Raw genomic sequence first — 21,926 nt, forward strand, 5'->3', positions numbered from 1 at the left:
CAGTCGGTGCTCACGTCTTGTCCGGCCGGGTGCTGCGCGCCCGCCTGCGGCCCTGCTGCCGCGCCGCCGGATGAGGCCTGTGCCGCCGTTCCTGTGCGTTGGTCGTAGCGACGCGCGCGAACGTGGAGCCATGTTCGATGGCGGCATGTGGGGTCTGGTCAGGCTGTTGGGGACAGGTTGCGCCAGACGTGAAAGCTAATCAGGACGGTTGCGGCCAGGACGAACGCCGCGCCCATGCTAGCCGCCTGCTCGCATTCGAGCGGGGCGTGCACGCATTTGCCGTCCGGGCCGCATATGTCTGCGTTGTGAAGCAGCGTTGTATCGATGCGGCCCGAACCAGAAGGCGACACGTCGATGAATTTACGTTTTCCGAGCCGATTCGGAACCATTGCATTGTTTTTTGCGCTGACGGGCTGTGCGGTGCCATCCAGCCAGACCACCGGCAGCGTGAGCCAGAAGAAGGCGGTCGACAAGACCGCCGCCGCCGCGAAGGCGGACGACGACAAGCAGCCGCTCAATTTCGATTCCGCGCTGGCATCGATGCCGGCTGCAGACAGCAAGGACGCGAAGAAGTCGTCGCTGGCGGATGCCGAGCCGATCGACGGCAAGGATGTGTCCGATTTCCGCCAGAGCGGCCGCGCATCGTGGTACGGGCGGGATTTCCACGGCCGCCGCACCGCGAACGGCGAACGCTTCAACATGAACGCGTTCACCGCCGCGCACCGCACGCTGCCGCTGTCGTCGTACATCAAGGTGACGAACGCATCGACCGGCAAGTGGGTCGTCGTGAAGGTCAACGATCGCGGGCCGTTCAAGCGCGGCCGTGTGCTCGACCTGTCGTATGCGGCGGCCAAGGTGATCGGCCTCGTGCACGCCGGCACGGGCCGCGTGAAGATCGAAGGGCTGTCGCCGCAGGAAGCGCGCGATGCACGCAACGAAATGTTCGCATCGATCTCGGCGAAGTAACGCGGCGCAACAACCCGACGCAACAACCCGGCGGATCGTCCGCTCCTGCGCAAAGGGCTGCCTTCCGGCAGCCCTTTGTGTTTCCGCGCGGCGGCGTCGCGCGTCAGCCTTCGTCGCCTTCCTTCAGCACGAGCGCACGCGCATACAGCGTGTTGCGCGATGCGCCTGTCAGCGCGGCCGCGAGCTTGGCCGCGCTCTTCACCGGCACCTCTTCCAGCAGCAGCTTGAGCAGCGCGTCGTGCGCGGTGTCGTCGGCTTCGCCGCTTGCCGCCGGCGCGCCTTCGACGACCAGCACGAACTCGCCGCGCTGCCGGTTCGCATCGCCGGCGAGCCAGCTCTGTCCTTCGGCCAGGGTGCCCTGAAACAGTTGCTCGTGTAGCTTGGTGAGCTCGCGCGCGATCAGCAGCCGGCGCGCGGGGCCGAACGCGTCGGCGAGCGCGTCGACGGTTTCGGCGATCCGGTGCGGCGCTTCGTAGAACACCAGCGCGTACGGGTGCGACGCCAGCGCCTGCAGCGCGGTCGCGCGCTGTTTCGCCTTCGGCGGCAGGAAGCCCGCGAACGTGAACGCGCCGGCCCAGTCGCCGGCCACGCTCAGCGCGGTCACGGCCGCGCTTGGGCCCGGCAGCGGAACCACCGGGAAGCCGGCCGCGCGCACGGCGTCGACGAGCCGCGCGCCGGGGTCCGAGATGCCCGGCGTGCCGGCGTCCGACACGTAGGCCACGCGTTCGCCGCCACGCAGCAGTTCGATCACGCGCTGCGCGGCTTCGCGTTCGTTGTGCTCGTGCACGGCGACGAGCGGTTTCGAGATCCCGTAGCGGGCGAGCAGCTGGCCCGTATTGCGGGTGTCTTCGGCCGCGATGCGGTCGGCGAGGCCGAGCACGTGCAGCGCGCGCAGCGTGATGTCGGCCGTATTGCCGATCGGCGTGGCGACCACGTAGAGCGCGGCGTCCGGGTAGTGCTGCGTATGCGCGAGTTCGAGGAGGGCAGTCATGGCAGGCAATGCACGCAATCGCGGCACGAGCGGAACAAGGACGGCATTGTGCCACGCGGCGCCGGCGCGGCCGGAGGGCGCCAGCGATCGGCCGCGTTCGGGCGACAACTTTTCCGGCGCGGCGCGATCCAAACCGGTCGGCGCGGCGTTCGAGCAGCGCGCGCGGCAGTTTCTCGAGCGTCGTGGCCTCGGGTTCGTTGCCGCGAACGTGACGATGCGCGGCGGCGAGCTCGATCTCGTGATGCGCGAGCCAGACGGCATGCTCGTATTCGTCGAAGTGCGCGCGCGGCGCAGCACCCGGCACGGCGGCGCGGCCGCGAGCGTCGGCTGGCGCAAGCGGCGGCGTCTGGTCGCGGCGGCGTTGCAGTTCTGGTCGCGGCACGGCGCCGGCGCCGCGTGCCGTTTCGACGTCGTCGCGTTCGAGGCCGGACGGCTTGCGTGGCTGCGCGACGCATTTCGTACCGACGATGCATAGCCGCGAGCTGTGACGAGATGTAAAGAGTTCTTGCCGGACCGCCGGAGAGGGCGCCGGAGTACGGTAAACTCGCCGCACCCACGATGTCGCGCGAGTTGTGCCGCGCGCCCAGTTCACCAGGAATCGATGTCAGTCGAACGTATTCAGCAACAATTCCGCGACAGCGCCGCGCTTCACGCCGAAGCGGCCGACGCGCTGTCGCTGCCGATCGCAGCCGCGGTCGATGCGATGTTCGCCGCACTGGCGAACGGCAACAAGATCGTCGCGTGCGGTGACGGCCCGTCGGCCGCCGCCGCGCAGTACCTCGCCGCGTCGCTCGTCGGCGGTTTCGAGCGCGAGCGTCCGGGCCTGCCCGCGATCGCGCTGGCCACCGACGCATCGCAGGCCGGCCTCGCGGGCGCGGCGGCGGCCGAGCAGTTGTTCGCGCAGCAGGTGCGCGTGCTGGGCCAGACGGGCGACATCCTGCTGGTGCTCGACGCGCTCGGCGCTTCGCCGCGCGTGCTCGCGGCGATCGACGAGGCGCACGAGCGCGAGATGACCGTCGTCGCGTTGACGGGCGGCAACGACCAGACGGTCGCGGCCGCGCTGTCCGATACCGATATTCCGATCAGCGTGCCCGCCGTTCGCGCGGCGCGCATCCACGAAGTCCATCTGCTGACCATCCACTGCCTGTGCGACGGCATCGACGCGATGCTGCTGGGTGAGGATTGAACGAAGGAGAGCCGTCGATGAATCAAAGCCGCGTCAAACAGACGCTCGTCAGAACCACGCTGCTCGCCGCGCTGACGGCGGGCCTCGCCGTGTCGCTGCAGGGTTGTGTGCTCGGGGTCGTGGGCGCAGCGGCCGGCGGCGGCGCGCTGATCGCGACCGATCGCCGCACGCTCGGCGCGCAGACGGAGGATCGCGAGATCCAGGTCAAGTCGCTCACGCAGATCAACAACGGGCTGCCCGACCAGTCGCACGTGAACGTGACGGTGTTCAACCGCCGCGTGCTGCTGACGGGCGAAGTGCCGAACGATGCGTCGAAGCAGCGCGCCGAGGAAATCGTGCGCGGCATCAACAACGTGAACGGCATCGTCAACGAGCTGTCGGTCGGGCCGGCGTCGTCGCTGTCGTCGCGCGCGAACGACTCGTACCTCGAAGGGCGCGTGAAATCGGAGCTGATCGCGACGAAGGGCATCTCGGCGAACTACTACAAGGTCGTCAGCGAGCGCGGCAATCTTTATCTGATGGGGCTCGTCACGGTCGATGAAGGCAATCGCGGCGCCGAAGCCGCGAGCCAGGTGCCGGGCGTCGAGAAGGTCGTGAAGGTATTCCAGTACGTGAAGCCGCAGGACGCGCAGGCGCTGCAGGACGCGTCGCCCGCGAGCGGCGCATCCGGCGCGCAGGCGGCTGCCGCCCCGGCGGACAGCGCGACGGTGGGCGCGGTGCCCGACGCGTCGGTGCAGTCCGCGCCGCTGCAGCCGCCCGCGCCGATCTCGAATTCGTCGAGCGTGCATCCGGGCAATCCGAAGGCGAAGGCGCAATGACGGGCAGGCAGATGACGCAGATCAAACGATGGATGGTGCAGGGCGCCGCGGCCGCGGCGCTCGTGGCCGGCACGCTGGGCGCCGCGCACGCGGACGTCGGCGACGGCCTGAAGGTTGCGCGCAGCAACGCGTGCATGGGCTGCCACGCGGTCGACCGCAAGCTCGTCGGCCCGTCGTTCAAGGATATCGCCGCGCGCTACAAGTCCGATCCGCAGGCCGTCGCGAAGCTGTCGAAGAAGGTGAAGGACGGCGGCTCGGGCGTCTGGGGCGCGATTCCGATGCCCGCGCATCCGCGCATGAGCGACGCCGACGTCCGGTCGGTGGTCGAATGGGTGCTGGCCGGCGCGCCGTCAAAGTAATGCGCTGCGGGTGACGTAACCCCTATTGCCAAGCGCGGAAATGCGTGTGTATGATGGTCGACTGTTGGGGCGGTAGCTCAGCTGGGAGAGCGTCGCGTTCGCAATGCGAAGGTCGGGAGTTCGATCCTCCTCCGCTCCACCAACGGAATTTGAAAGGCCCGATCGCGAGATCGGGCCTTTTTGTTTTCCCGCAGGACCGTGGTCGGCGCGCTAAGTCGCCAGTTCGTGGATCAACCTGAACGTCGGCACCGACAACACCGCGAACCCCACCGTCATGACCGCGAGCACGGCGGTCCTCTTCCGCAGCAGCGCGCAGACGACGATCGACAGCCCGCAGAACACGCAGGTCAGAATGACGATCCACCACAGCGCCGCATAGCCCGCCCCGCCTTCGAAATTCGATACGTTCTGCGTGATCCGGGTCGCGGCATACCCGGCGACGGTGATGCTCGCGGGCAGGCACAGCACCGAATACAGCACGAAAACGATGATCTGTCGCGGTGTCGGATCGGATGACGTCATGGAGCGCGTTCTGTTGCGGATGGACGGGGGCCCTCGACCGTCCGCCGCACGGGCCGATCAAGGCAGTCGGCAGGATGCGACCGTTTTCCATGTTTGGCAACCGCCACCGCCTGCCACCCCGTCATCCCGCCCTAAACTACCCCTAAACCCGCCCCAAACTCGGCCGCTTCGGATCGTACGTCCACCCCGGCACCAGATAACGCATCGCCACCGCATCGTCGCGCGCCGTACCGCCCACCGCGTTGTACAACGCATGCGCGGCCTCGACCTGCGCCATATCCAGCTCGATCCCCAGCCCCGGCCGCTCTGGCACGGCCACCTGGCCGCCGACGATCGCGAGCGGTTCGCGCGTGAGCCGCGCGTCGCCTTCCTGCCAGATCCAGTGCGTGTCGATCGCGGTGATCGTGCCGGGCGCGGCCGCCGCCGCATGCGTGAACATCGCGAGCGACACGTCGAAATGGTTGTTCGAGTGCGAGCCCCACGTGAGCCCCCAGTCGCGGCACAGCTGCGCGAGCCGCACCGAGCCCTGCATCGTCCAGAAATGCGGATCGGCGAGCGGGATGTCGACCGCCTGCAGCCGCACCGCGTGATCCATCTGCCGCCAGTCGGTCGCGATCATGTTGGTCGCGGTCGGGATCCCCGTCGCGCGGCGGAATTCGGCCATCACCTCGCGGCCCGAATAGCCGCCTTCCGGCCCGCACGGATCTTCCGCGTACGCGAGCAGGTGGCCTTGCCCGCGGCACAGCGCGACGGCCTCGTCGAGCGACCACGCGCCGTTCGGGTCGAGCGTCGTGCGCGCGTCGGGAAAGCGCGCCTTAATTGCCGCGATCGCTTCCATCTCGTCGGCGCCGGCCATCACGCCGCCCTTCAGCTTGAAATCGGCGAAACCGTAGCGCTCGACCGCGGCTTCGGCCTGCCGCGCGATCGCGGCCGGCGTCAGCGCTGCCTCGTTGCGCAACCGGAACCAGGCGTTCGATGCATGGGCCTCGTCGCGATACGGCAGATCGGTGCGGCGCCGGTCGCCGATGTAGAACAAATACGCGAGCATCGGCACCGCGTCGCGCTGCTGGCCTTCGCCGAGCAGCGCCGCGACCGGCACGTCGAGGTGCTGGCCGAGCAGGTCGAGCAGCGCGGCTTCGATCGCGGTGATCACGTTGTCGAGCCGCAGGTTGATCTCGTGCGGCTGCCGCAGCACCGCCGCCTCGCCGGCCGACGTCACTTCGTGGCGGATCGTGCGGCCGGCACCGGCACCCGCGCCCCCACCGGACAGCGCCGCGCGCACCGCATTGAGCGTCGCCTGGTAGCGTCCGATCGACTGGCCGACCACGCGATCCGTCATGCGCTCGAGCGCGTGGCGGATCCCTTCGCCGCCCGGTACTTCGCCGACGCCCGTGTGTCCGCTGCTGTCGTCGAGGATCACGAGGTTGCGCGTGAAGTACGGCGAGTGCGCGCCGCACAGGTTGAGCAGCATGCTGTCGCGCCCGGCGACGGGAATCACCTGCATGCGCGTGACGCGCGGGGTGCCGGCACGGCTGGGTTCGGACATCGGTTCGCTCCTGGTTCCGTTGGCGCGCGGGCCGCCGGACGCGCCGGCGCAGCCCGCGCCGTTCATTGAAGCTCGACGCGGCGGATCTCGCCGACGACGAACAGGTAGCAGATCACGGCGACGAGCGCATGCGCGACGACATAGACGAGCGCGCCGTTGAACGAGCCGCTGCGGTCGACGATATAGCCGATCGCGATCGGCGTCGTGATGCTGGAAAGGTTGCCGCACGTGTTGAGCAGCGCGCCGCTCAGGCCGGCGATCTGGCGCGGCGCGGTGTCGGCGTTGACGGCCCAGCCGAGCGCGCCGAGCCCCTTGCCGAAGAACGACAGCGCCATGAACAGCACGACGAGCACATGCGAATCGGTGTAGTTGCAGACGATCATCGACATCGACAGCAGCATGCCGAACACGATCGGCACCTTGCGCGCGACCGACAGCGACCGGCCCTGCTTGAGCAGCGCATCGGACACGACGCCGCCGAGAATCCCGCCGAGGAACCCGCACACGGCCGGGATCGACGCGACGAGCCCCGCGTTGAGGATCGACATCCCGCGCGCCTGCACCAGATAGACGGGAAACCACGTGATGAAGAAGTAGGTGAGCGCGTTGATGCAGTACTGCGCGACGTACACGCCGACCAGCATCCGGTTTCTCAGCAGCGCCTTCACGTGACGCATCGACGGGCCGCCTTCGCGTGCGCCCGTCGCCTGGTCGATGTTGACGAGCGCGCCGCCTTCGGCGAGGTAGTCGAGTTCCGCGCGGTTGATGGTCGGGTGCGCCTTCGGGTCGTACATCGTGCGGTTCCACACCAGCACGAACGCGAAGCCGAGCACGCCCATCACCGCGAACACCGACTGCCAGCCGAACGCGTGCACGAGCCAGCCCATCAGCGGCGCGAACACGACGGTCGCCGCGTACTGCGCGGCGTTGAAGATCGCCGATGCGGTGCCGCGCTCGGCGGCCGGGAACCACGCGGACACGATCCGGCTGTTGGCCGGGAACGACGGCGCCTCGGCCGCACCGACCAGGAAGCGCAGCCCGAACAGCAGCGCGAACGCGGCCGCGCCGCCGAAGAAGCCGATCCCGCCCTGCAGCAGCGTGAACAGCGACCAGAAGAAGATGCTGAACGCGTAGACGATGCGGGATCCGTAACGGTCGAGCAGCCAGCCGCCCGGCAATTGCGCGATCACGTACGACCAGCCGAACGCGGAAAAGATGAAGCCCATCTGCACGTGGCTCAGGTGCAGCGAGCGGGCCAGCGCGGGGCCCGCGATCGCGATTGCCGCGCGATCCGCGTAGTTGATCGTCGTGACCGCGAACAGCACGGCCAGCACCAGCCAGCGCACGCGGGTGCGCCGGGCCGTTGCCGACGCGGACGCCGGCAATGCGTGAAGCGGATTCATGACTTGTCTCCTCCGAAGGGCGGAAGGCGCCGTCGAGCGGCACGCGCGTCGGGTGCGCGCGTAATGTAGTGATGCCGCCGGCGGAGGCCGGGCACCGGACGCCGAGGCAGGCAGAGCGTCCGGGCCATTCTGTCATGTCGATATTTGCGCTTTCATGCCAATTGCTGACTTGATCGATTCAGCATTTGAATCGATCGAATGAAGTGGGCGGTCATGCGCGTGCGTGGTCCGCGCCGGCGCCGTGATGGCGCGCCACGTGCTGCGCCAGAAACTCGACGGCGGCGCGCACGCCGGGCAACTGGCCGCGCCGATGCGGCATCAGCAGCGTCGTCGTGACGGTGCCCGCGCGCCAGCCGGGCAGCACGCGCACGAGCGCGCCGGATGCGAGCGCGGCGCCGGCGATCCAGTCGGGCAGGCACGCGAGGCCGAGACCGGCCGTTGCCGCCTGCAAGAGCAATGTCGATTCGTCGGCCTGCAGCCGCAGGCGCGGCGTCACGTCGACGGCATCGCCGCCGCGCTGCAGCCGCCATGGCTGCGGGCCCGGGTGAAGCCCGTCGTGCTGCGCGAGGTCGGCCGGCATGTCGGGCGTACCGGCCCGCGCGAGATAGGCTGGCGCCGCGACGACGACGATCGGCGACGCCGCGAGCGGCCGTTGCACGAGCGCGGAATCGGGCAACGGTGCGAAATGGCTGCGCACCGCGATGTCGAAGCCTTCCTGCGCGATGTCGACGAGGCGGTCGCTCGCATGGATCTGCAGCAGCAGCTTCGGATGCGCGATCGCCAGCGCCGGCAGGCACGGCGCGAGGATGTGCTGCGCGACCGGCACCGAGCTCGTGATCCGCACGACGCCGGCCGGCTCGGCGGCCTGCCGCAGCACCGCGTCGCGCGCGCTGTCGGCCTCGATCACGGCGGCGCGCGCATGCTCGAAGAATTCGGCGCCGACCGGCGTGAGCCGGAAGCTGCGCGACGTGCGATGCACGAGCCGCGCGCCGAGCGTGCGCTCGAGCTCGGCCACGCGCTTGCTGACCGTCGATTTCGGCAGGTCGAGCCGGCGCGCGGCCGCCGACATGCTGCCTGCGTCGACCGCCTGCACGAACAGGTAGAGATCGTTCAGATTCACTTCCGGCGTCCATATGGAGAAACGACGGGTTTCGATTTTAGCGACTACTGCGCCATCGTTCGCCATGGGAGCATGACTGCTCGTTCAACTTCCGCGGAATTCCCCGATGTCTCCGATCCTTCTCTACGGTATTCCCGCCGGCTGCTCGTTCGGCTCGATCGTCGCGCTCGAATGGACCGGCCGCCCGTACCGGCTGTCGCGCATCACGATGCCGGGCACTGTGACGAGCGACGCGTTCGTCGCGCTGAACCCCGTCGCCGAGACGCCGGCGTTCGTCACCGCGGCCGGCGACGTGCTGACCGAAAGCATCGCGATCCTCGGCCATATCGGCGCGCAGGCGCTCGACAGCGGCCTCGCGTTTCGCCAGGGCAGCGCGGATTTCGACCGGCTGAACCGGATGCTGGCATGGCTGAACACGACGTTCTTCAGTGCATTCGGTGCGCTCTGGTACGTGTACGAACACGACACCGAAGGCGCGGAGAAGGCGGCGCTGCAGGCGTACGGCCGCGGCAAGGTGCTGAAGGCGCACCGGCAGCTCGAAGCGCTGCTCGAACGCGGCGAAGGCCCGTGGCTGCTGGGCGCGCGGCGCACGCTGGCCGACGCGTACTTCACGGGAATCGCGCGCTGGGCCGACTATCACGCGGTGTTCGAGCGCGATGCGTTCCCGCGCGTCGCCGCGCTGCGCGCGCGGCTCGCCGACGATGCCGGCGTGCGGTTCGCGCACGCGATCGAGGAGAACCTGCCGCCGCCGGCGTCGTCGGCGTTCGAAGGGCATGTGTCGCTCGACGACGCGCTGGCCAGCGCGCGCGGGATCGTGGCGCGGGCACGGGCGACCTGATCGGCCGCGCCGGTCGCCAGGCAGGATTCGGTGGCGACGATTTTTTTACCCGGATAATATTGACATCCAATTAATACCCGGATGAAAATAGCGTCATTACGATTCCAGCCCCCGGGCGACCACGATGACCTCTTCCACGCTTCTTCCTTCGTACACGGCCTTCGACGGCCATCGGCGGCTCGCGTCGGGCCCGCTTGCGACGGTCGCGCTCGCGGTCCGGCAGGCGGCCGGCGACGCGACGCCCGGCACGATCCTGATCTTCGACGACGCGACCGGCCGCTCGATCGACCTCGACCTGCGCGGCACGGCGGACGACATCCGGGCGCGCTATGCGGCGCCGTCGGGCGACGCAGCGGGCAGCGCCGGCGAGCCGGCAGGCGCGGTCGCAGGCGAACAGCGCGGCCGCGGCCGGCCGAAGCTTGGCGTGGTGTCGCGCGAGGTCACGCTGCTGCCGCGCCACTGGGAATGGCTCGGCGCGCAGCCGGGCGGTGCGTCGGTCGCGCTGCGCAAGCTCGTCGAGGACGCGCGACGCACGCATGCGGCGGCCGACCGGCAGCGCGACGCGCAGGCGCGCGCATACCACTTCATGTCGGCGATGGCGGGCGACCTGCCCGGTTTCGAGGAAGCCGCGCGGGCGCTGTATGCGAACGATCCGGCGCGGCTGGCCGAACTGATCGCCGGCTGGCCCCACGACGTGCGCGACCATGCGCTCGCACTGGCGCGCGGCGATCTGCCGCCGGCCGCCGACGACTGCTGACGGAGCGCCGACGCGATGACCGTATTCGACCTGAACCGCGGCGCGATCGCGCCGGTCGCCGACGAAGTCGACGTCGTCGACCTGCGTGTGACGGGCGCCATTCCGCGCGAACTCGACGGCACGTTGCTGCGCAACGGCCCGAACCCGCCGGGCGGCCGCTTCGACGGCAACGACATGCTGTCGTGGTGGCCGGAGGCCGCGATGCTGCATGCGATCGCGTTCGACGACGGCCGCGCGGCCGGCTACCGGAACCGCTGGGCGCGCACGCGGCGCTGGGCCGCCGTCCATGCACCGGGGCAGGCGCCGCATCTGCCCGACACCAATCCGAACGTGAGCGTGCTGCAGCATGCGGGCGAATTGCTCGCGCTGGCCGAGGGCGGCGTGCCGCTCGCGATCACCGCCGCGCTCGATTCGTTCGGCGTGCCGACGCGGCACGCGGGCTTCGACGGCGCGATGACCGCGCATCCGAAGGTCGATCCGGTAACCGGCGAGCTGATCCTGTTTCGCGCGGACTGGCGCGCACCGTGGCTGCGCTACGGCGTCGCGGATGCGCTCGGCGTGCCGCGCGTCGATTTCGAGATCGAGCTGGGCGCGCCGTCGATGATGCACGACCTCGCGATCACCGAAACCCGCAGCCTGCTGCTCGACCTGAACGTCGGCTACGACTTCTCGCTGCTGAAGCAGGGCCACCGGATGCCGCTGCGCTGGCACGACGACCGGCCCGCGCGCATCGGCGTGCTGCCGCGCCACGGCGGCGACGTGCGCTGGTTCGGCGTCGAGCCGTGCTTCATCCAGCACGTCGTGAACGCGTACGACTGCGACGCGTCGTGCATCGTGCTCGACGCGGTGCGCTATCCGTCGTTCCTGCGGCTCGACGCGGGCACGGGCCGCTTCGCCGACAACCCGGTCGGCGAGCTGTGGCGCTACGTGATCGATACGGCGAACGGGCTGATCGACGAAGGGCCGCTCGCCGACGGCGGCATCGAGCTGCCGCGCATCAACGAAAGCCGGACCGGGCGCGGCTACCGCTATCTATATGCGGTCGAGCAGCCGAATAACGCGGAAATGCGCGGCGTGATGCGCTTCGACCACGCGCGCGGCACGACCACGCACTACGCGGTGCCGGCCGGCGACCAGAACGGCGAGCCGGTGTTCGTGCCGCGCCCGGGCGGCGCGGACGAGGACGACGGCTGGCTGCTGGTGATGGTCTACCGCGCGGCGACGGACACGAGCGACGTCGTGATCCTCGATGCGCGCGCGATCGACGCGGGGCCGGTCGCGACCGTGCACCTGCCGCGCCGCGTGCCGGCCGGGTTCCACGGCGCGTGGGTGCCGCGCGAACGTTGAACGTGCGCGTCGGCGGCGCGCGTCACTGCGCGCGCAGCGCGTCGACGATCTTCAGTCGTGCGGCGCGCATCGCCGGCAGGAACCCGCCGACGAGCCCCATCACGAGCGAGAACACGAGCGTCTTCACGACGATCGCGGGCGTCAGCACGAAGCGGAACGACAGGTCCGAGAAGGTCTGGAAATTGGTCGTCGAGAACGACGCGAACTGCATCAGCGACGCGCACGCGAGCCCCGCGACGCCGCCGACGAAGCCGAGCAGCAACGCCTCCAGCAGGAACGCGGCGAGCACGTTGGTGCGCTTGAAGCCGAGCGCGCGCAGCGTGCCGATCTCGGCCACGCGGTTCGCGACCGACGCATACATCGTGATCATCGCGCCGATCATCGCGGCGATCGAGAAGATCGTCGACAGCGTGATGCCGAGGATGTTGATGAACGTCGACAGCGCCTTCGACTGGTCGCCGTAGAAGGTCTGCTCGCGCTTCGCCTCGTCGGTCAGGCGCGGATCGACGTCGATGTCGGCCTTGAAGCGCGCGAAGCCGTCGGCGCTCGGGATGCGCAGCACCATCGACGAATAGCTGGTGCGCCGGAACGACTGCATCAGCTGGTCGACGTCGCCCCAGATCTCCGAATCGAAGCCGCTGCCGCCCGCGTCCAAGATGCCGACGATGGTCCAGTCGCGCTGCGCGAAGTGCAGGCGATCGCCGAGCTGCGTGCCGCTGAAGCCTTTCGCGATCGCGCTGCCGACGACGATCTCCGACGAGCCCGGCGCGAACGGGCGGCCGGCCACGAGCGTCACGTGCGGCCGCAGCGCGAGGCCCGCCGGCGACACGCCGCGGATCACGACGTTCGACGGCTTGCCGGTCGACGTCTTCACGAGCGAGATCAGCACCACGGCCTCCTTCGACACGAGCGGCCGGCCGTCGGGGCCGAGCGCGACGGCCGGATGCATCTCGAGCGCATTGGCCTGCTGATGGTCGATCGAACTCTGGATCTCGGTCTCGGCGCCCTTGCGGATCACCACCGCGTTGTCGGGTTCGCCGGTCGATACGAGTGTCTTCGTGAGCCCCGCATCGAGCATCTGCACCGTCGCGAACACGAAGATCACGAGCGCCATGCCACCGGCGGTCAACGCGGTGGTGAGCCGCCGGGTCCACAGGTTGCGTGCGATGTAGGTGAGCGGGATCGCCATGCGCGTCTCTATCCGATCGCCCGCAGGCCTTCGACCACGCGCACGCGCGCCGCCTGCCAAGCCGGCACGATTGCCGCAGCGAAGCCGACCGCGACCGAGCACGCGGCCTGCAGCACGACCGTCTCGGTCGACACCTTGAATACCGGGAAAATGCCGCCCGCCGCCTGCTTGAACAGGTTCGCGGCGGGCGGCGTCGCGAGCATCCCGAGCCCGCCGCCGACCACCGCGATCACGACCGATTCGCCGAACACGATCAGCGCGAGGAACCCGGGGCCGAAGCCGAGCGCCTTCAGCGTCGCGTATTCGGCCGTGCGCTCGCGCGCGCTCATCGCCATCGCGTTGGCCATCACGGCCATGATGATCAGGATCACCACGTACGACACGAGGCGGATCGCCGCGATGATCTGGTTCGACATCGCGACGAAGCCGAGCTGGAACGCCTGCTCGGTCTCGGTCAGCGTTTCGGCGAGCGAGTTCTTGAACACCGCGTCGACGTTGCGCGCGATCGACGCGCCGTCGTCGGGGTTCGCGACGCCGAGCACGAACACGCCGACCTGGTCGGCCTGCTTCGGCGTGCGCTTGCGCACCGTCTCGTTCAGGTAATCCCAGTGGAACACCAGTTGACGCGTGATCGTCGAGTCGTCGCGGCCGTCGAGAATCCCGCGCACGACGAAGTCCCACGTGCCCGGATAGATCGTGCCTTTCAGCGGAATCACGTCGCCGACCTTGAAGCCGAACTGCGTCGCGAGCTGGCGGCCGACGAGGCAGCCGCGGCGGTCGCGATCGTAGTCGGCGCGCTGCTGCGCCGGCAGGATGAATTCCGGATACAGGTCGAGATAGTTCTCCGACACCGCGAAGCTCGCGAAGAAGTTCTTCGGGTCGCGGTAGATGCCGCCGAACCAGTTCGAGCGGACCACGGCCGTCACGCCGTCGACGCCGCGGATCCGGTTCTCGTAGCTCACCGGCAGCGGAAACACCAGCGAGATCGCGTTGCGCGTGACGAGCCGGCCGCTGGACGCGGCGGCCGCGCCCGCATACCATGCGTCGACGACGGTGTGCAGCAGCCCGAACGCGAGCACGGCGATCGTGAGCCCGAGCACGGTCAGCAGCGTGCGCAGCCGGTGCCGCAGCGCGTTGCGCGCGATCAGCTTCAGCACGTACATCGCGCGCGCTCGCGTCGATCAGGCCGCGTGCCCATCGATCAGCTCCCCTTTTTCCAGATGGACGAGCGAGCGCGCGGCGCCGGCCGCGTGCGCGTCGTGCGTGACCATGATGATCGTCTTGCCGAGCTCGGCGTTCATCCGCTGCAGCATCGCGAGCACGTCGGTGGCCGATGCGCGGTCGAGGTCGCCGGTCGGCTCGTCGGCGACGATCAGCACCGGATCGGTGATCAGCGCGCGCGCGATCGCGACGCGCTGCTGCTGGCCGCCCGACAGCTCCGACGGATAATGGCTCGTGCGATCGCCGAGATTCACCATGTCGAGCACGAGCTCGACGCGTTCGCGCCGCTCGCGGCGCGACAGGTGCGTGAGCATCAGCGGCAGCTCGACGTTCTCGAACGCGGTGAGCACGGGCATCAGGTTGTAGAACTGGAAGATGAAGCCGACGTTCGCCGCGCGCCATTCGGCCAGTTGCGCCTCGGCGAGTTGCGAGATGTCGAGGCCGCCGACGCGCAGCTCGCCGCTGTCGGGCCGGTCGATGCCGGCCACGAGGTTCAGCAGCGTGCTCTTGCCGGAGCCCGACGGCCCCATCAGCGCGACGAAGTCGCCTTCGCCGATGTCGAGCGTGATGTCGGTCAGCACGGGCACGATCTGGTTGCCGCGCCGGTACGACTTCGCGACGTGGCTGAGCTCGACGAGGGGTGGCCGGGCGTCGTTCACGCGCTACTTCTTCGCGACGGTCACTTTCGCGCCGTCCTTCAGTTTCGCGCCCGGCGCGAGCACGACCGTGTCGCCGGGTTTCACGCCGCGCACGGCGACCAGCTCGCCGATCCGCGCGCCCTTCGTCACGGCCACCGCATGCACGGCGTCGTCCTTCACGACGAACACGACCGGCCGGCCGTCGCGCTCGACCACGGCACTCGCCTGCACGGCCGTCACCGGCTGCCGGTCCTGCGCGGTCGCCGGCTTCGACAGGAACGCGATCTTCGCGCTCATGTCGGGCAGCACGCGCTCGTCGCGGTCGACGAAGCGCACCTTCACGAGTACGGTGGCCTTCGAGCGGTCGACGGTCGGCACGATGCGCGACACGCGGCCCGCGAAGCGCATGTCGGGCAGCGCGTCGAGCTGGATCTCGCACGGCTGCTCGGCGCGGATCTTCGCGATGTTCGATTCGGCGACGTCGGCCTCGACCTCGAGCGTCTCCATGTCGGCGATCGTCACGACCGCGCCCTTGCTGTCCGACGCGGACGAGAACGGCGTGATGTTGTCGCCGACGTTCGCATGCTTCGCGAGCACGATGCCGTCGAACGGCGCGCGGATCACCGTCTGGTCGACCGCCACCTGCGCGGCCTGCGCGTTCGCTTCGGCCGACACGATCGCGGCCTGGTCGCTGTTGAGCGTCGCGCGCGCCTTGTTCACGCGCGCCGTGTCGGTGTCGAGCTGCGCGGCCGGCACGGCGCCCTTCGGCGCGAGCGCGGCGGTGCGGCGCAGCGCGATCTCCGCATCCTTGAGTTCCGCCTGCGCGACGCCGAGGTTCGCACGGGACACCTGCACCTGCGCACGCGCCTGGGCGAGCGACGCTTGCACGTCGTTGCTTTCGAGACGCGCGATGATCTGGTCCTGCTTCACGCGCGTGCCTTCGAGCACGCCGAGCCACTCGACGCGCCCCTGGCCCTTCGACGCGACCGCGGCCTTGCGCTGCGGCACGACGTAGCCGGTCGCATTGAGCTGCGTATCGTTCTGGTACGGGTAGGCGGACGTGACGGACGTGGTGTCGACGGCCGGCCGGCCGGTGAGCGCGAGGCCGGCGACGATCGCGATGACGACGAGCGCGGCGGCGACCGCATAGCGCGCCCAGCGGCGCCGGCGCGGCGCCGGGGCGATCGGACGCCGGTCGATTTTCAGTTTGTCCAGATTGTGATCGGGCAATTTGAGCGCCTCGAGACGGCGGCGGTCGTGCGACCGGCCGCGATCCGGTTTCCGGGGAAAGGGACGGATGGACGCCAGTATAAGCGTCGCTCCGGCGCCGCGCGAGCCGGTTTGCGGCGCCGTGCGGCGGCGGCCCGTCCGGCCCGCTGGCGCCGGCCGACGCGCCCGCCCCCGGGGAAACCCGAGGATGCAAGCAACGTGTCAACTTGCCGCGAATGCGGTGCGTTATGGAACCAGTGCGTCAGGTTTTGTCGCGACGGAACGGCGAAAGCCGGCCTCGCGGCCTGGGGCTCCGGTGCGAATGCCTCGCATCTTTACTTACCGGTACGTTTGATTTTTTCTCCGCTAAAGGAAGAACAATGAAGAAGACGCTCGCTTCGATCATCGCCGCAGCATTCGCACTCGCATCGGTTTCGGCATTCGCACAGGCGTCCGCGCCGGCAGCCGACACGTCGGCTGCCGCATCGGCACCGGCCAAGAAGGATCACAGCAAGCCGAAGCACCAGCTGAAGCACCACGGCTCGAAGAAGGGCCAGGCGAAGGCTGCAGCCGCATCGGCCGCCGGCACGAACGACGCAGGCACGCAGAACTAAGCGGTTCCGCCGCCACGGCCGGCGTTGCCGGTCATCGGTCGGCCAACCCCGCATGCTCCGGCATGCGGGGTTTTGTTTTTTCAGGCGCAGAATGCGCACCGCGCCCGGCCGGCGGCAGGCGCTGCAGCGCGCCGGCATCTGTGTTTAACTCGCGGCTTCACGGAGCGAAGGAGCGAGACATGGATCTCGGGTTTATCGGGCTGGGCGAAATGGGGCAGGCGATCGCGACGAACCTGCTGAAGGCGGGCCACACGGTGCGGGTCTGGAACCGGTCGCGCGAGCGGGCCGAGCCGCTCGCGGCATTCGGCGCGCAGATCGTCGACACGCCGGCCGACGCGTTTCGCGGCGACGCGGTGTTCTCGATGCTCGGCGACGATGCGGCCGCGCGCGCGGTGTTCGACGATGCGCTGCTGGCCCAGGCGCCGCGCGGGCTGATCCACGTGAACATGGCGACCGTGTCGGTCGCGCTCGCCGAATCGCTCGCGCACGCACATGCGTCGCGCGGCATCGACTATGTCGCCGCGCCGGTGATGGGCCGGCCCGACGTCGCGGCCGCCGCGCGCCTGACGATCATGGCCGGCGGCCCGGCCGAGGCGATCGACCGCATGCAGCCGCTGTTCGACGCGATCGGCCAGAAGACCTGGCGCTTCGGCTCGCTGCCGCAGCATGCGAACGTCGCGAAGATCGCCGCGAACTTCACGCTCGCGTCGGCGATCGAGACGCTCGGCGAGGCGTCCGCGCTGCTCGGCGCGCACGGCGTCGCGATGCGCGATTTCCTCGACGTGATCACCAGCAGCGTGTTTCCGGGGCCCGTCTACGAAGGCTACGGCGCGATGATCGCCGAGCGGCGCTACGAGCCCGCGCGCTTCAAGGCGCGGCTCGGGCTGAAGGACGTCCGGCTCGCGCTGGAGGCCGGCGACGCGACGTCGGTGCCGCTGCCGGTGGCGAGCGTCGTGCGCGACAGCCTGCTCGATGCGCTCGCGCACGGCGGCGGCGACCAGGATTTCGCGGTGCTCGGCGAGGCCGCGCTGCGCCGCGCGGGCCGCTGACACGCGACAGAAGCGCGGTGCGCACGGCATAATCGACAGTCCGTTTTCCCTACATTCATTTCAGGCAGAGGCAGTCATGAACTTGCATACGTGGTGGCTTTTCGTGGCGACGGTGTTCGTCGTGTCGGCGATTCCGGGCCCGAACATGCTGCTCGTGATGACGCACGGCGCGCGCCACGGGCTGCGGCGCTCGTCCGCGACGATGGCCGGCTGCCTGAGCGCGCTGGTGCTGATGCTCGCGGTCTCCGCGGCCGGGCTCGGCGCGGTGCTCGAAGCATGGCCGGCGACGTTCGATGCGTTGCGCTTCGCGGGCGCAGCCTATCTGATCTATCTCGGCGTGAAGGCGTGGCGCGCGCGCGTGGACGACGCGCCGGCGGCCGACGTCGATGCGGTGTCGTCGCAAGCGGCCTCGACATCGCGCGTCGCGCTGTTCCGCAACGGCTTCCTGGTCGCGGGCAGCAACCCGAAGGCGATCCTGTTCGCGGCCGCGCTGCTGCCGCAGTTCATCAACGCGGCCGAGCCGACGCTGCCGCAGTTCGGCATCCTCGTCGTCACGTTCGCGGTGATCGAGGTGAGCTGGTATCTCGTCTACGCGGCGTTCGGCACGCGCATCGGCGCCACGCTGAAGAGCCAGAGCGTCGCGAAGGTGTTCAACCGGCTGACGGGCGGGCTGTTCGTCGGCTTCGGCGCGATGATGGCGCTGGTCCGTCACTGATTCCCGGCCGACCCCGGCGTACCGAATGCCCCATCTCTCGCAAGAGGGTGGGGCGTTCGGCTTTTGGGCGCCGCTTCACCGTGAGTGCTCACGCACGCGGCCGATCCAGCGCCGCCGCGCCGGGCCCGCGTCCGGTCGCCAGCCCGAACACGGTCGCCGCGCCGGCGAACGCGAATCCGACGCCACACACCGCGCTCCAGCCGCCCCATGCCCACGCGCTGCCCGCGAGCGCCGCGCCGAGCGCGCCGCCGACGAAGAACAGCCCGACGAACAGCCCGTTCAGGCGTCCGCGCGCGGCCGGGTTCAGCAGGTTGATCGCGCGGCGACCGATCGTCTGATCGACGATCACGCCCGCATCGAGCAGCGCCGCGCCGCCGGCCAGCAGCGCGAGCGCGACGCCGCGATGCGCGTGCGCATCGAAGCCGAACCAGCCTGCGCCGGTGATGCCGAGCACGACGAGCGCCGCGAGCATCGTGCCGTGCGCGAGCCGTTGCGCGGTCGGGCCGTGGCCGCGGTCGCCCGCGCGGCCGGCGAGCGGCGTGACGATCGCGCCGCTGGCGCCGGCGAACGCGAACAGCGCAATGCCGCGCAGATCGAGCGCGAACGGCGGCTGCGCGAGCCGCAGCCCGACGGCGGTCCAGAACGCGCTGAACGCGGCCATCGCGAGCGCGGCCAACAGCGCATGCCGGCGCAGCACCGGTTCGTCGGCAAGCAGCCGTCCCATCGACGCGAGCAACGCGCGGTAACTGGCCGTGATCGACGGCGTGCGCGCCGGCAGGCGCAGCGCGAGCACGACCGCGATCGCCGCGTTCGCGAGCGCGGCGAGCAGATAGAACGCGCGCCAGCCTGCCGACCCCGCGATCAGGCTCGCGAGCGGCCGCGACAGCAGGATCCCGAGCATCAGCCCGCTCATCACGTTGCCGACCGCGCGGCCGCGCTGCGCGTCGGGCGCCATCGACGCGGCCATCGGCACGAGCATCTGGATCACGCTCGACGCGGCGCCGGCCGCGAGCGTCGCGAGCAGGAACACGGTGCCCGACTGCGTGAAGGCGGGCAGCGCGAGCGCGGCCGCGCAGACGGCGAGCGTCGCGACGATCAAACGGCGGTTCTCGAGCAGGTCGACCAGCGGCACGAGCAACGCGAGCCCGGCCGCATAGCCGAGCTGCGGCAGCATCGCGACGAGGCCCGCGAGGCCGGGCGGCAGGTGCAGGTCCGCGCTGATCGGGCCGGTCAACGGCTGCGCGGCGAACAGGTCCATCACGATCACGCCGACCGTCGCGGCGAAGAACAGCGTCATGCCGGTGCTCAGTGCAGGCGGCGCGGGCGCGGCGACGGTCGGAGAAACGGGGGCGGAGCAACGATTGGCAGGGCAGTTCATTGCAAACCAGGAGGAGTCGAAGGAACGCTCATCGTAGGCGTCCGATCTTTATGCGACAATTGAAATATGTCTAATATGATTATGCGAGTTTGTTTTGAATACGCGTGATCTCCAGGCGTTCGTCGCGGTCGTCGACAGCGGGTCGATGGTCGCCGCGGCCGCGAAGCTCCACCTGACGCAGCCGGGCCTGACGCGGCGCGTGCAGAACCTCGAAACGCTGCTTGGCGTGCCGTTGCTCGAACGGCAGAGCAAGCCGCTGAAGCCGACCGCCGCCGGGCGCGACGTCTACGCGCTCGCGCGCAACGTGCTCGGCGCGGTCGACGAACTGATGGCGGCGGGCACACCGGACAGCGAGCCGTCGGGCGAGCTGCGCATCGGCGTGCCGCCGTTTCTGTCCGAACTCGCGCTGGAGCGGCCGATCGACCGGCTGCGCGACGCGTTTCCGCGCCTCACGCTGCGCGTGACGGCCGGCTGGTCGCCCGCGCTGGTGCAGGGCATCGAGCGCGGTGCGCTCGACGTCGCGACCGTGATGGTGCCCGCGAGCGCGGCGCTGCCAGACGCATTGACGGCGACGCTGCTCGCCACGCAGCCGACGGTGCTCGTGGCCGCACGCGATTTCCCGCTGCCGGACGGCCCGCTGTCGCTCGACACGCTGTCGGGCTTTCCGTGGGTACTGAGCCAGGACGGCTGTGGGATGCGTTCGGCGCTGAGCCGCGCGCTCGGCGCGGCCGGGCTGCCGTTCGACGTCGCGGTCGAGGCATTCGGCTCGGAACTGCAGTTGTCGCTCGTCGCGCGCGGCGCCGGCATCGGCATCGCGCCGCCGAACGCGCTGGCGCGCAGCGCGCATCGCGATGCGCTGAGGGTGGTGGAAACGGCGGGGCTGGAAACGCGGATCAACGTATGGATCGTGCACGGCACGCTGCCGGGCCGCCTCATGCGGCCGGTCGCGCTGCTGCGCGACGCACTGGGCGAGGTGCTGGAGCGGGAGAGCGGAAAGGGGTCAGGCGCCGTGACGGACAAGTAGAGGCCGCGTTCGAGGGAAAATCCTTATTTTCTCTACGGAAATGTTGCATTGCGGAAACCGATTCGATATGATTGCACCTGTCTCCTCCATGTCTCCTCTGATATGGATTCAGCCCGCCGATCAGGCGGGCTTTTTTTTGCCTGCGATTGAGTCGCAGCGCTCCATTTCCATTCGCCGACGGCCGCCGCGCTCAGAACTTGTATGTCATCCCGACGTAGCTGATGATCGGGTCCGCCTTCAGGTCCGATTTCGACTCGGCGAGCACCGAGCCGTCCGCCGCCTTGATCGTCACCGTCGACGTTGTCTTCAGCGGGATGTAGGTCACCGACGCGACCAGCCCGAAGTGTTCCGTCAGGTTGTACTGCAGGCCCGCGTTGAACACCGGCTGCCACGACGACGATGCCTTCGCCTCCACCGACGTCGTACCCGGCTTGCCCGCGCCCGCCGCGAGGATCGCGCCGAGGTTGTCCTGCGTCTGCTTGATGAAGTTCGTATTGAGCTGCAGGTCGCTGAACCAGTTGTACGACACGCCGAGGCCGAGGAACGGGCGGAATTTCGCGGTCGCCTGCCCGAAGTAGTACTGCAGGATCACCGCCGGGCTCCACTGCCGTACGCTCTTCACGATCGGATTGACCGAGGCCAGCCCGATGTTCTGCGTGCCGAGCGCGCCGGCCGGCCCCGGCGGCTTGATCGTGCCCTGGCCCGACACCTTGAACACCGGCGGCACGCCGGCCACCGACGTGACCGCGATATGGTCGGTCAGGAAGTGGCTGACCGTCAGGCCGACGGTGTCGGCGCCGCTCGTGTGCAGCCCGGTGCCGGCCGACGTGAACGACGGCGGCAGCCGCAGCGGCGTGTTGATCGGCGTCGGCGCGACGTTGGTCGTCATCGGCGTGCTGCTCTGCTGCGGCATGATGTGGAACCAGCCCAGCGTGACGACGTTGCTGCCGGCGCTCTGCGCGTGCGCGGCGAGCGGCGCCACGGCGGCGGCGCCGGCCGCCGCGCAGAGAAGGGTTTTCTTCATCACGGCTTTCCC

Annotated in this window: 24 protein-coding genes and 1 tRNA gene; 13 read left to right on the forward strand and 12 right to left on the reverse strand. The window is 69.6% G+C overall.

The window, feature by feature from the left end; translation table 11 throughout:
- Positions 1–158: 158 nt before the first annotated feature.
- Complete coding sequence (locus KR541_RS01090) at positions 159–473, reverse strand: hypothetical protein (RefSeq protein ID WP_162484451.1); 315 nt, start codon at positions 471–473, stop codon at positions 159–161.
- On the opposite strand from KR541_RS01090, the gene KR541_RS01095 reads away from it, so the two are divergent.
- Positions 355–966, forward strand: coding sequence for a septal ring lytic transglycosylase RlpA family protein (locus KR541_RS01095; RefSeq protein ID WP_050011835.1), 612 nt, complete (start codon positions 355–357; stop codon positions 964–966). The two genes, KR541_RS01090 and KR541_RS01095, sit on opposite strands and share 119 nt — an antisense overlap.
- A 103-nt stretch (positions 967–1,069) precedes the next feature.
- On the opposite strand, the gene rsmI is transcribed toward KR541_RS01095, so the two are convergent.
- Positions 1,070–1,957, reverse strand: a complete 888-nt coding sequence (gene rsmI / locus KR541_RS01100) for a 16S rRNA (cytidine(1402)-2'-O)-methyltransferase (RefSeq protein WP_050011836.1) — start codon at positions 1,955–1,957, stop codon at positions 1,070–1,072.
- 46 nt (positions 1,958–2,003) lie between these two features.
- Between rsmI and KR541_RS01105 the strand changes: the two genes are divergently transcribed.
- The 5 genes from KR541_RS01105 to KR541_RS01125 all read left to right on the forward strand — a co-directional run bounded on the left by KR541_RS01105 (position 2,004) and on the right by KR541_RS01125 (position 4,462).
- Positions 2,004–2,432 (forward strand): YraN family protein, encoded by a 429-nt coding sequence (locus KR541_RS01105; protein ID WP_176016556.1) that lies wholly within the window; start codon positions 2,004–2,006, stop codon positions 2,430–2,432.
- Between the two features lie 126 nt (positions 2,433–2,558).
- Entirely contained in the window at positions 2,559–3,143 is a 585-nt protein-coding gene (locus tag KR541_RS01110) for an SIS domain-containing protein (protein WP_209926131.1), read from the forward strand.
- Between the two features lie 17 nt (positions 3,144–3,160).
- Positions 3,161–3,961 (forward strand): BON domain-containing protein, encoded by an 801-nt coding sequence (locus KR541_RS01115; protein ID WP_050011839.1) that lies wholly within the window; start codon positions 3,161–3,163, stop codon positions 3,959–3,961.
- Positions 3,958–4,320, forward strand: coding sequence for a c-type cytochrome (locus tag KR541_RS01120; RefSeq protein ID WP_050011840.1), 363 nt, complete (start codon positions 3,958–3,960; stop codon positions 4,318–4,320). The genes KR541_RS01115 and KR541_RS01120 overlap by 4 nt, the downstream gene beginning before the upstream one ends.
- A gap of 66 nt (positions 4,321–4,386) precedes the next feature.
- A tRNA-Ala gene (locus KR541_RS01125) sits at positions 4,387–4,462 on the forward strand.
- 68 nt (positions 4,463–4,530) lie between these two features.
- Here KR541_RS01125 and KR541_RS01130 read toward each other — a convergent pair.
- The 4 genes from KR541_RS01130 to KR541_RS01145 all read right to left on the reverse strand — a co-directional run bounded on the left by KR541_RS01130 (position 4,531) and on the right by KR541_RS01145 (position 8,977).
- Positions 4,531–4,842 (reverse strand): hypothetical protein, encoded by a 312-nt coding sequence (locus tag KR541_RS01130; RefSeq protein WP_050011841.1) that lies wholly within the window; start codon positions 4,840–4,842, stop codon positions 4,531–4,533.
- Positions 4,843–4,984: 142 nt separating this feature from the next.
- On the reverse strand, positions 4,985–6,388 hold the full coding sequence (locus tag KR541_RS01135; RefSeq protein ID WP_216089316.1) for an enolase C-terminal domain-like protein: 1,404 nt from the start codon (positions 6,386–6,388) through the stop codon (positions 4,985–4,987).
- 62 nt (positions 6,389–6,450) lie between these two features.
- Positions 6,451–7,791 carry an MFS transporter gene (locus KR541_RS01140; RefSeq protein WP_050011842.1) on the reverse strand — a complete coding sequence of 447 codons (1,341 nt, stop codon included), beginning with the start codon at positions 7,789–7,791 and terminating at the stop codon, positions 6,451–6,453.
- A 211-nt stretch (positions 7,792–8,002) separates the two neighbouring features.
- Positions 8,003–8,977, reverse strand: coding sequence for a LysR substrate-binding domain-containing protein (locus KR541_RS01145; RefSeq protein ID WP_204383555.1), 975 nt, complete (start codon positions 8,975–8,977; stop codon positions 8,003–8,005).
- 40 nt (positions 8,978–9,017) lie between these two features.
- On the opposite strand from KR541_RS01145, the gene KR541_RS01150 reads away from it, so the two are divergent.
- The 3 genes from KR541_RS01150 (at position 9,018) to KR541_RS01160 (ending at position 11,853) form a co-directional block, all read left to right on the forward strand.
- A complete protein-coding gene (locus KR541_RS01150; RefSeq protein ID WP_050011844.1) occupies positions 9,018–9,749 on the forward strand; it encodes a glutathione S-transferase family protein in 732 nt (243 codons plus the stop codon).
- A gap of 124 nt (positions 9,750–9,873) precedes the next feature.
- Positions 9,874–10,506: a DUF2239 family protein gene (locus tag KR541_RS01155; RefSeq protein ID WP_124631746.1), complete on the forward strand. Its 633-nt coding sequence runs from the start codon at positions 9,874–9,876 to the stop codon at positions 10,504–10,506.
- Positions 10,507–10,521: 15 nt separating this feature from the next.
- Complete coding sequence (locus KR541_RS01160) at positions 10,522–11,853, forward strand: carotenoid oxygenase family protein (RefSeq protein WP_124631745.1); 1,332 nt, start codon at positions 10,522–10,524, stop codon at positions 11,851–11,853.
- Positions 11,854–11,875: 22 nt separating this feature from the next.
- Here the strand turns inward: KR541_RS01160 and KR541_RS01165 are convergent, their stop codons facing one another.
- The 4 genes from KR541_RS01165 to KR541_RS01180 are packed head-to-tail and all read right to left on the reverse strand — an operon-like array spanning position 11,876 to position 16,131.
- On the reverse strand, positions 11,876–13,042 hold the full coding sequence (locus KR541_RS01165; RefSeq protein WP_050011847.1) for an ABC transporter permease: 1,167 nt from the start codon (positions 13,040–13,042) through the stop codon (positions 11,876–11,878).
- Positions 13,043–13,050: 8 nt separating this feature from the next.
- Complete coding sequence (locus tag KR541_RS01170; RefSeq protein WP_050011848.1) at positions 13,051–14,205, reverse strand: ABC transporter permease; 1,155 nt, start codon at positions 14,203–14,205, stop codon at positions 13,051–13,053.
- Between the two features lie 18 nt (positions 14,206–14,223).
- The gene (locus tag KR541_RS01175) at positions 14,224–14,922 is read right to left on the reverse strand and encodes an ABC transporter ATP-binding protein (RefSeq protein WP_050011849.1); all 699 of its coding nucleotides are present in this window, start codon (positions 14,920–14,922) and stop codon (positions 14,224–14,226) included.
- A gap of 3 nt (positions 14,923–14,925) precedes the next feature.
- On the reverse strand, positions 14,926–16,131 hold the full coding sequence (locus tag KR541_RS01180; RefSeq protein WP_050011850.1) for an efflux RND transporter periplasmic adaptor subunit: 1,206 nt from the start codon (positions 16,129–16,131) through the stop codon (positions 14,926–14,928).
- A 359-nt stretch (positions 16,132–16,490) separates the two neighbouring features.
- On the opposite strand from KR541_RS01180, the gene KR541_RS01185 reads away from it, so the two are divergent.
- The 3 genes from KR541_RS01185 (at position 16,491) to KR541_RS01195 (ending at position 18,488) form a co-directional block, all read left to right on the forward strand.
- On the forward strand, positions 16,491–16,724 hold the full coding sequence (locus tag KR541_RS01185) for a hypothetical protein (RefSeq protein WP_012327737.1): 234 nt from the start codon (positions 16,491–16,493) through the stop codon (positions 16,722–16,724).
- Positions 16,725–16,786: 62 nt separating this feature from the next.
- Positions 16,787–17,773 (forward strand): NAD(P)-dependent oxidoreductase, encoded by a 987-nt coding sequence (locus KR541_RS01190; RefSeq protein ID WP_280884377.1) that lies wholly within the window; start codon positions 16,787–16,789, stop codon positions 17,771–17,773.
- A 76-nt stretch (positions 17,774–17,849) separates the two neighbouring features.
- On the forward strand, positions 17,850–18,488 hold the full coding sequence (locus KR541_RS01195) for a LysE family translocator (RefSeq protein WP_050011852.1): 639 nt from the start codon (positions 17,850–17,852) through the stop codon (positions 18,486–18,488).
- Positions 18,489–18,576: 88 nt separating this feature from the next.
- Here the strand turns inward: KR541_RS01195 and KR541_RS01200 are convergent, their stop codons facing one another.
- Complete coding sequence (locus tag KR541_RS01200; RefSeq protein WP_216089317.1) at positions 18,577–19,866, reverse strand: MFS transporter; 1,290 nt, start codon at positions 19,864–19,866, stop codon at positions 18,577–18,579.
- A gap of 94 nt (positions 19,867–19,960) precedes the next feature.
- Here KR541_RS01200 and KR541_RS01205 point away from each other — a divergent pair, with 94 nt between their 5' ends.
- Positions 19,961–20,890: a LysR family transcriptional regulator gene (locus KR541_RS01205; RefSeq protein ID WP_216089318.1), complete on the forward strand. Its 930-nt coding sequence runs from the start codon at positions 19,961–19,963 to the stop codon at positions 20,888–20,890.
- A 190-nt stretch (positions 20,891–21,080) separates the two neighbouring features.
- Here KR541_RS01205 and KR541_RS01210 read toward each other — a convergent pair whose 3' ends face one another.
- Positions 21,081–21,914: an OmpW/AlkL family protein gene (locus KR541_RS01210; protein WP_089488059.1), complete on the reverse strand. Its 834-nt coding sequence runs from the start codon at positions 21,912–21,914 to the stop codon at positions 21,081–21,083.
- Positions 21,915–21,926: the final 12 nt, after the last annotated feature.

This window comes from Burkholderia sola, assembly GCF_905400185.1.
Lineage (GTDB): Bacteria > Pseudomonadota > Gammaproteobacteria > Burkholderiales > Burkholderiaceae > Burkholderia > Burkholderia sola.

What these genes read in the sequence shown, in the direction of transcription:
- KR541_RS01190 (WP_280884377.1), top strand. Translation starts at nt 16,787, where the DNA reads ATGCGGGGTTTTGTTTTTTCAGGCGCAGAATGCGCACCGCGCCCGGCC.
- KR541_RS01185 (WP_012327737.1), top strand. Translation starts at nt 16,491, where the DNA reads ATGAAGAAGACGCTCGCTTCGATCATCGCCGCAGCATTCGCACTCGCA.
- KR541_RS01140 (WP_050011842.1), bottom strand. Translation starts at nt 7,791, where the DNA reads ATGAATCCGCTTCACGCATTGCCGGCGTCCGCGTCGGCAACGGCCCGG.
- KR541_RS01155 (WP_124631746.1), top strand. Translation starts at nt 9,874, where the DNA reads ATGACCTCTTCCACGCTTCTTCCTTCGTACACGGCCTTCGACGGCCAT.
- KR541_RS01165 (WP_050011847.1), bottom strand. Translation starts at nt 13,042, where the DNA reads ATGGCGATCCCGCTCACCTACATCGCACGCAACCTGTGGACCCGGCGG.
- KR541_RS01170 (WP_050011848.1), bottom strand. Translation starts at nt 14,205, where the DNA reads ATGTACGTGCTGAAGCTGATCGCGCGCAACGCGCTGCGGCACCGGCTG.
- KR541_RS01095 (WP_050011835.1), top strand. Translation starts at nt 355, where the DNA reads ATGAATTTACGTTTTCCGAGCCGATTCGGAACCATTGCATTGTTTTTT.
- KR541_RS01110 (WP_209926131.1), top strand. Translation starts at nt 2,559, where the DNA reads ATGTCAGTCGAACGTATTCAGCAACAATTCCGCGACAGCGCCGCGCTT.
- KR541_RS01120 (WP_050011840.1), top strand. Translation starts at nt 3,958, where the DNA reads ATGACGGGCAGGCAGATGACGCAGATCAAACGATGGATGGTGCAGGGC.
- KR541_RS01160 (WP_124631745.1), top strand. Translation starts at nt 10,522, where the DNA reads ATGACCGTATTCGACCTGAACCGCGGCGCGATCGCGCCGGTCGCCGAC.
- rsmI (WP_050011836.1), bottom strand. Translation starts at nt 1,957, where the DNA reads ATGACTGCCCTCCTCGAACTCGCGCATACGCAGCACTACCCGGACGCC.
- KR541_RS01200 (WP_216089317.1), bottom strand. Translation starts at nt 19,866, where the DNA reads ATGAACTGCCCTGCCAATCGTTGCTCCGCCCCCGTTTCTCCGACCGTC.
- KR541_RS01210 (WP_089488059.1), bottom strand. Translation starts at nt 21,914, where the DNA reads ATGAAGAAAACCCTTCTCTGCGCGGCGGCCGGCGCCGCCGCCGTGGCG.
- KR541_RS01195 (WP_050011852.1), top strand. Translation starts at nt 17,850, where the DNA reads ATGAACTTGCATACGTGGTGGCTTTTCGTGGCGACGGTGTTCGTCGTG.
- KR541_RS01115 (WP_050011839.1), top strand. Translation starts at nt 3,161, where the DNA reads ATGAATCAAAGCCGCGTCAAACAGACGCTCGTCAGAACCACGCTGCTC.
- KR541_RS01130 (WP_050011841.1), bottom strand. Translation starts at nt 4,842, where the DNA reads ATGACGTCATCCGATCCGACACCGCGACAGATCATCGTTTTCGTGCTG.
- KR541_RS01135 (WP_216089316.1), bottom strand. Translation starts at nt 6,388, where the DNA reads ATGTCCGAACCCAGCCGTGCCGGCACCCCGCGCGTCACGCGCATGCAG.
- KR541_RS01150 (WP_050011844.1), top strand. Translation starts at nt 9,018, where the DNA reads ATGTCTCCGATCCTTCTCTACGGTATTCCCGCCGGCTGCTCGTTCGGC.
- KR541_RS01145 (WP_204383555.1), bottom strand. Translation starts at nt 8,977, where the DNA reads ATGGCGAACGATGGCGCAGTAGTCGCTAAAATCGAAACCCGTCGTTTC.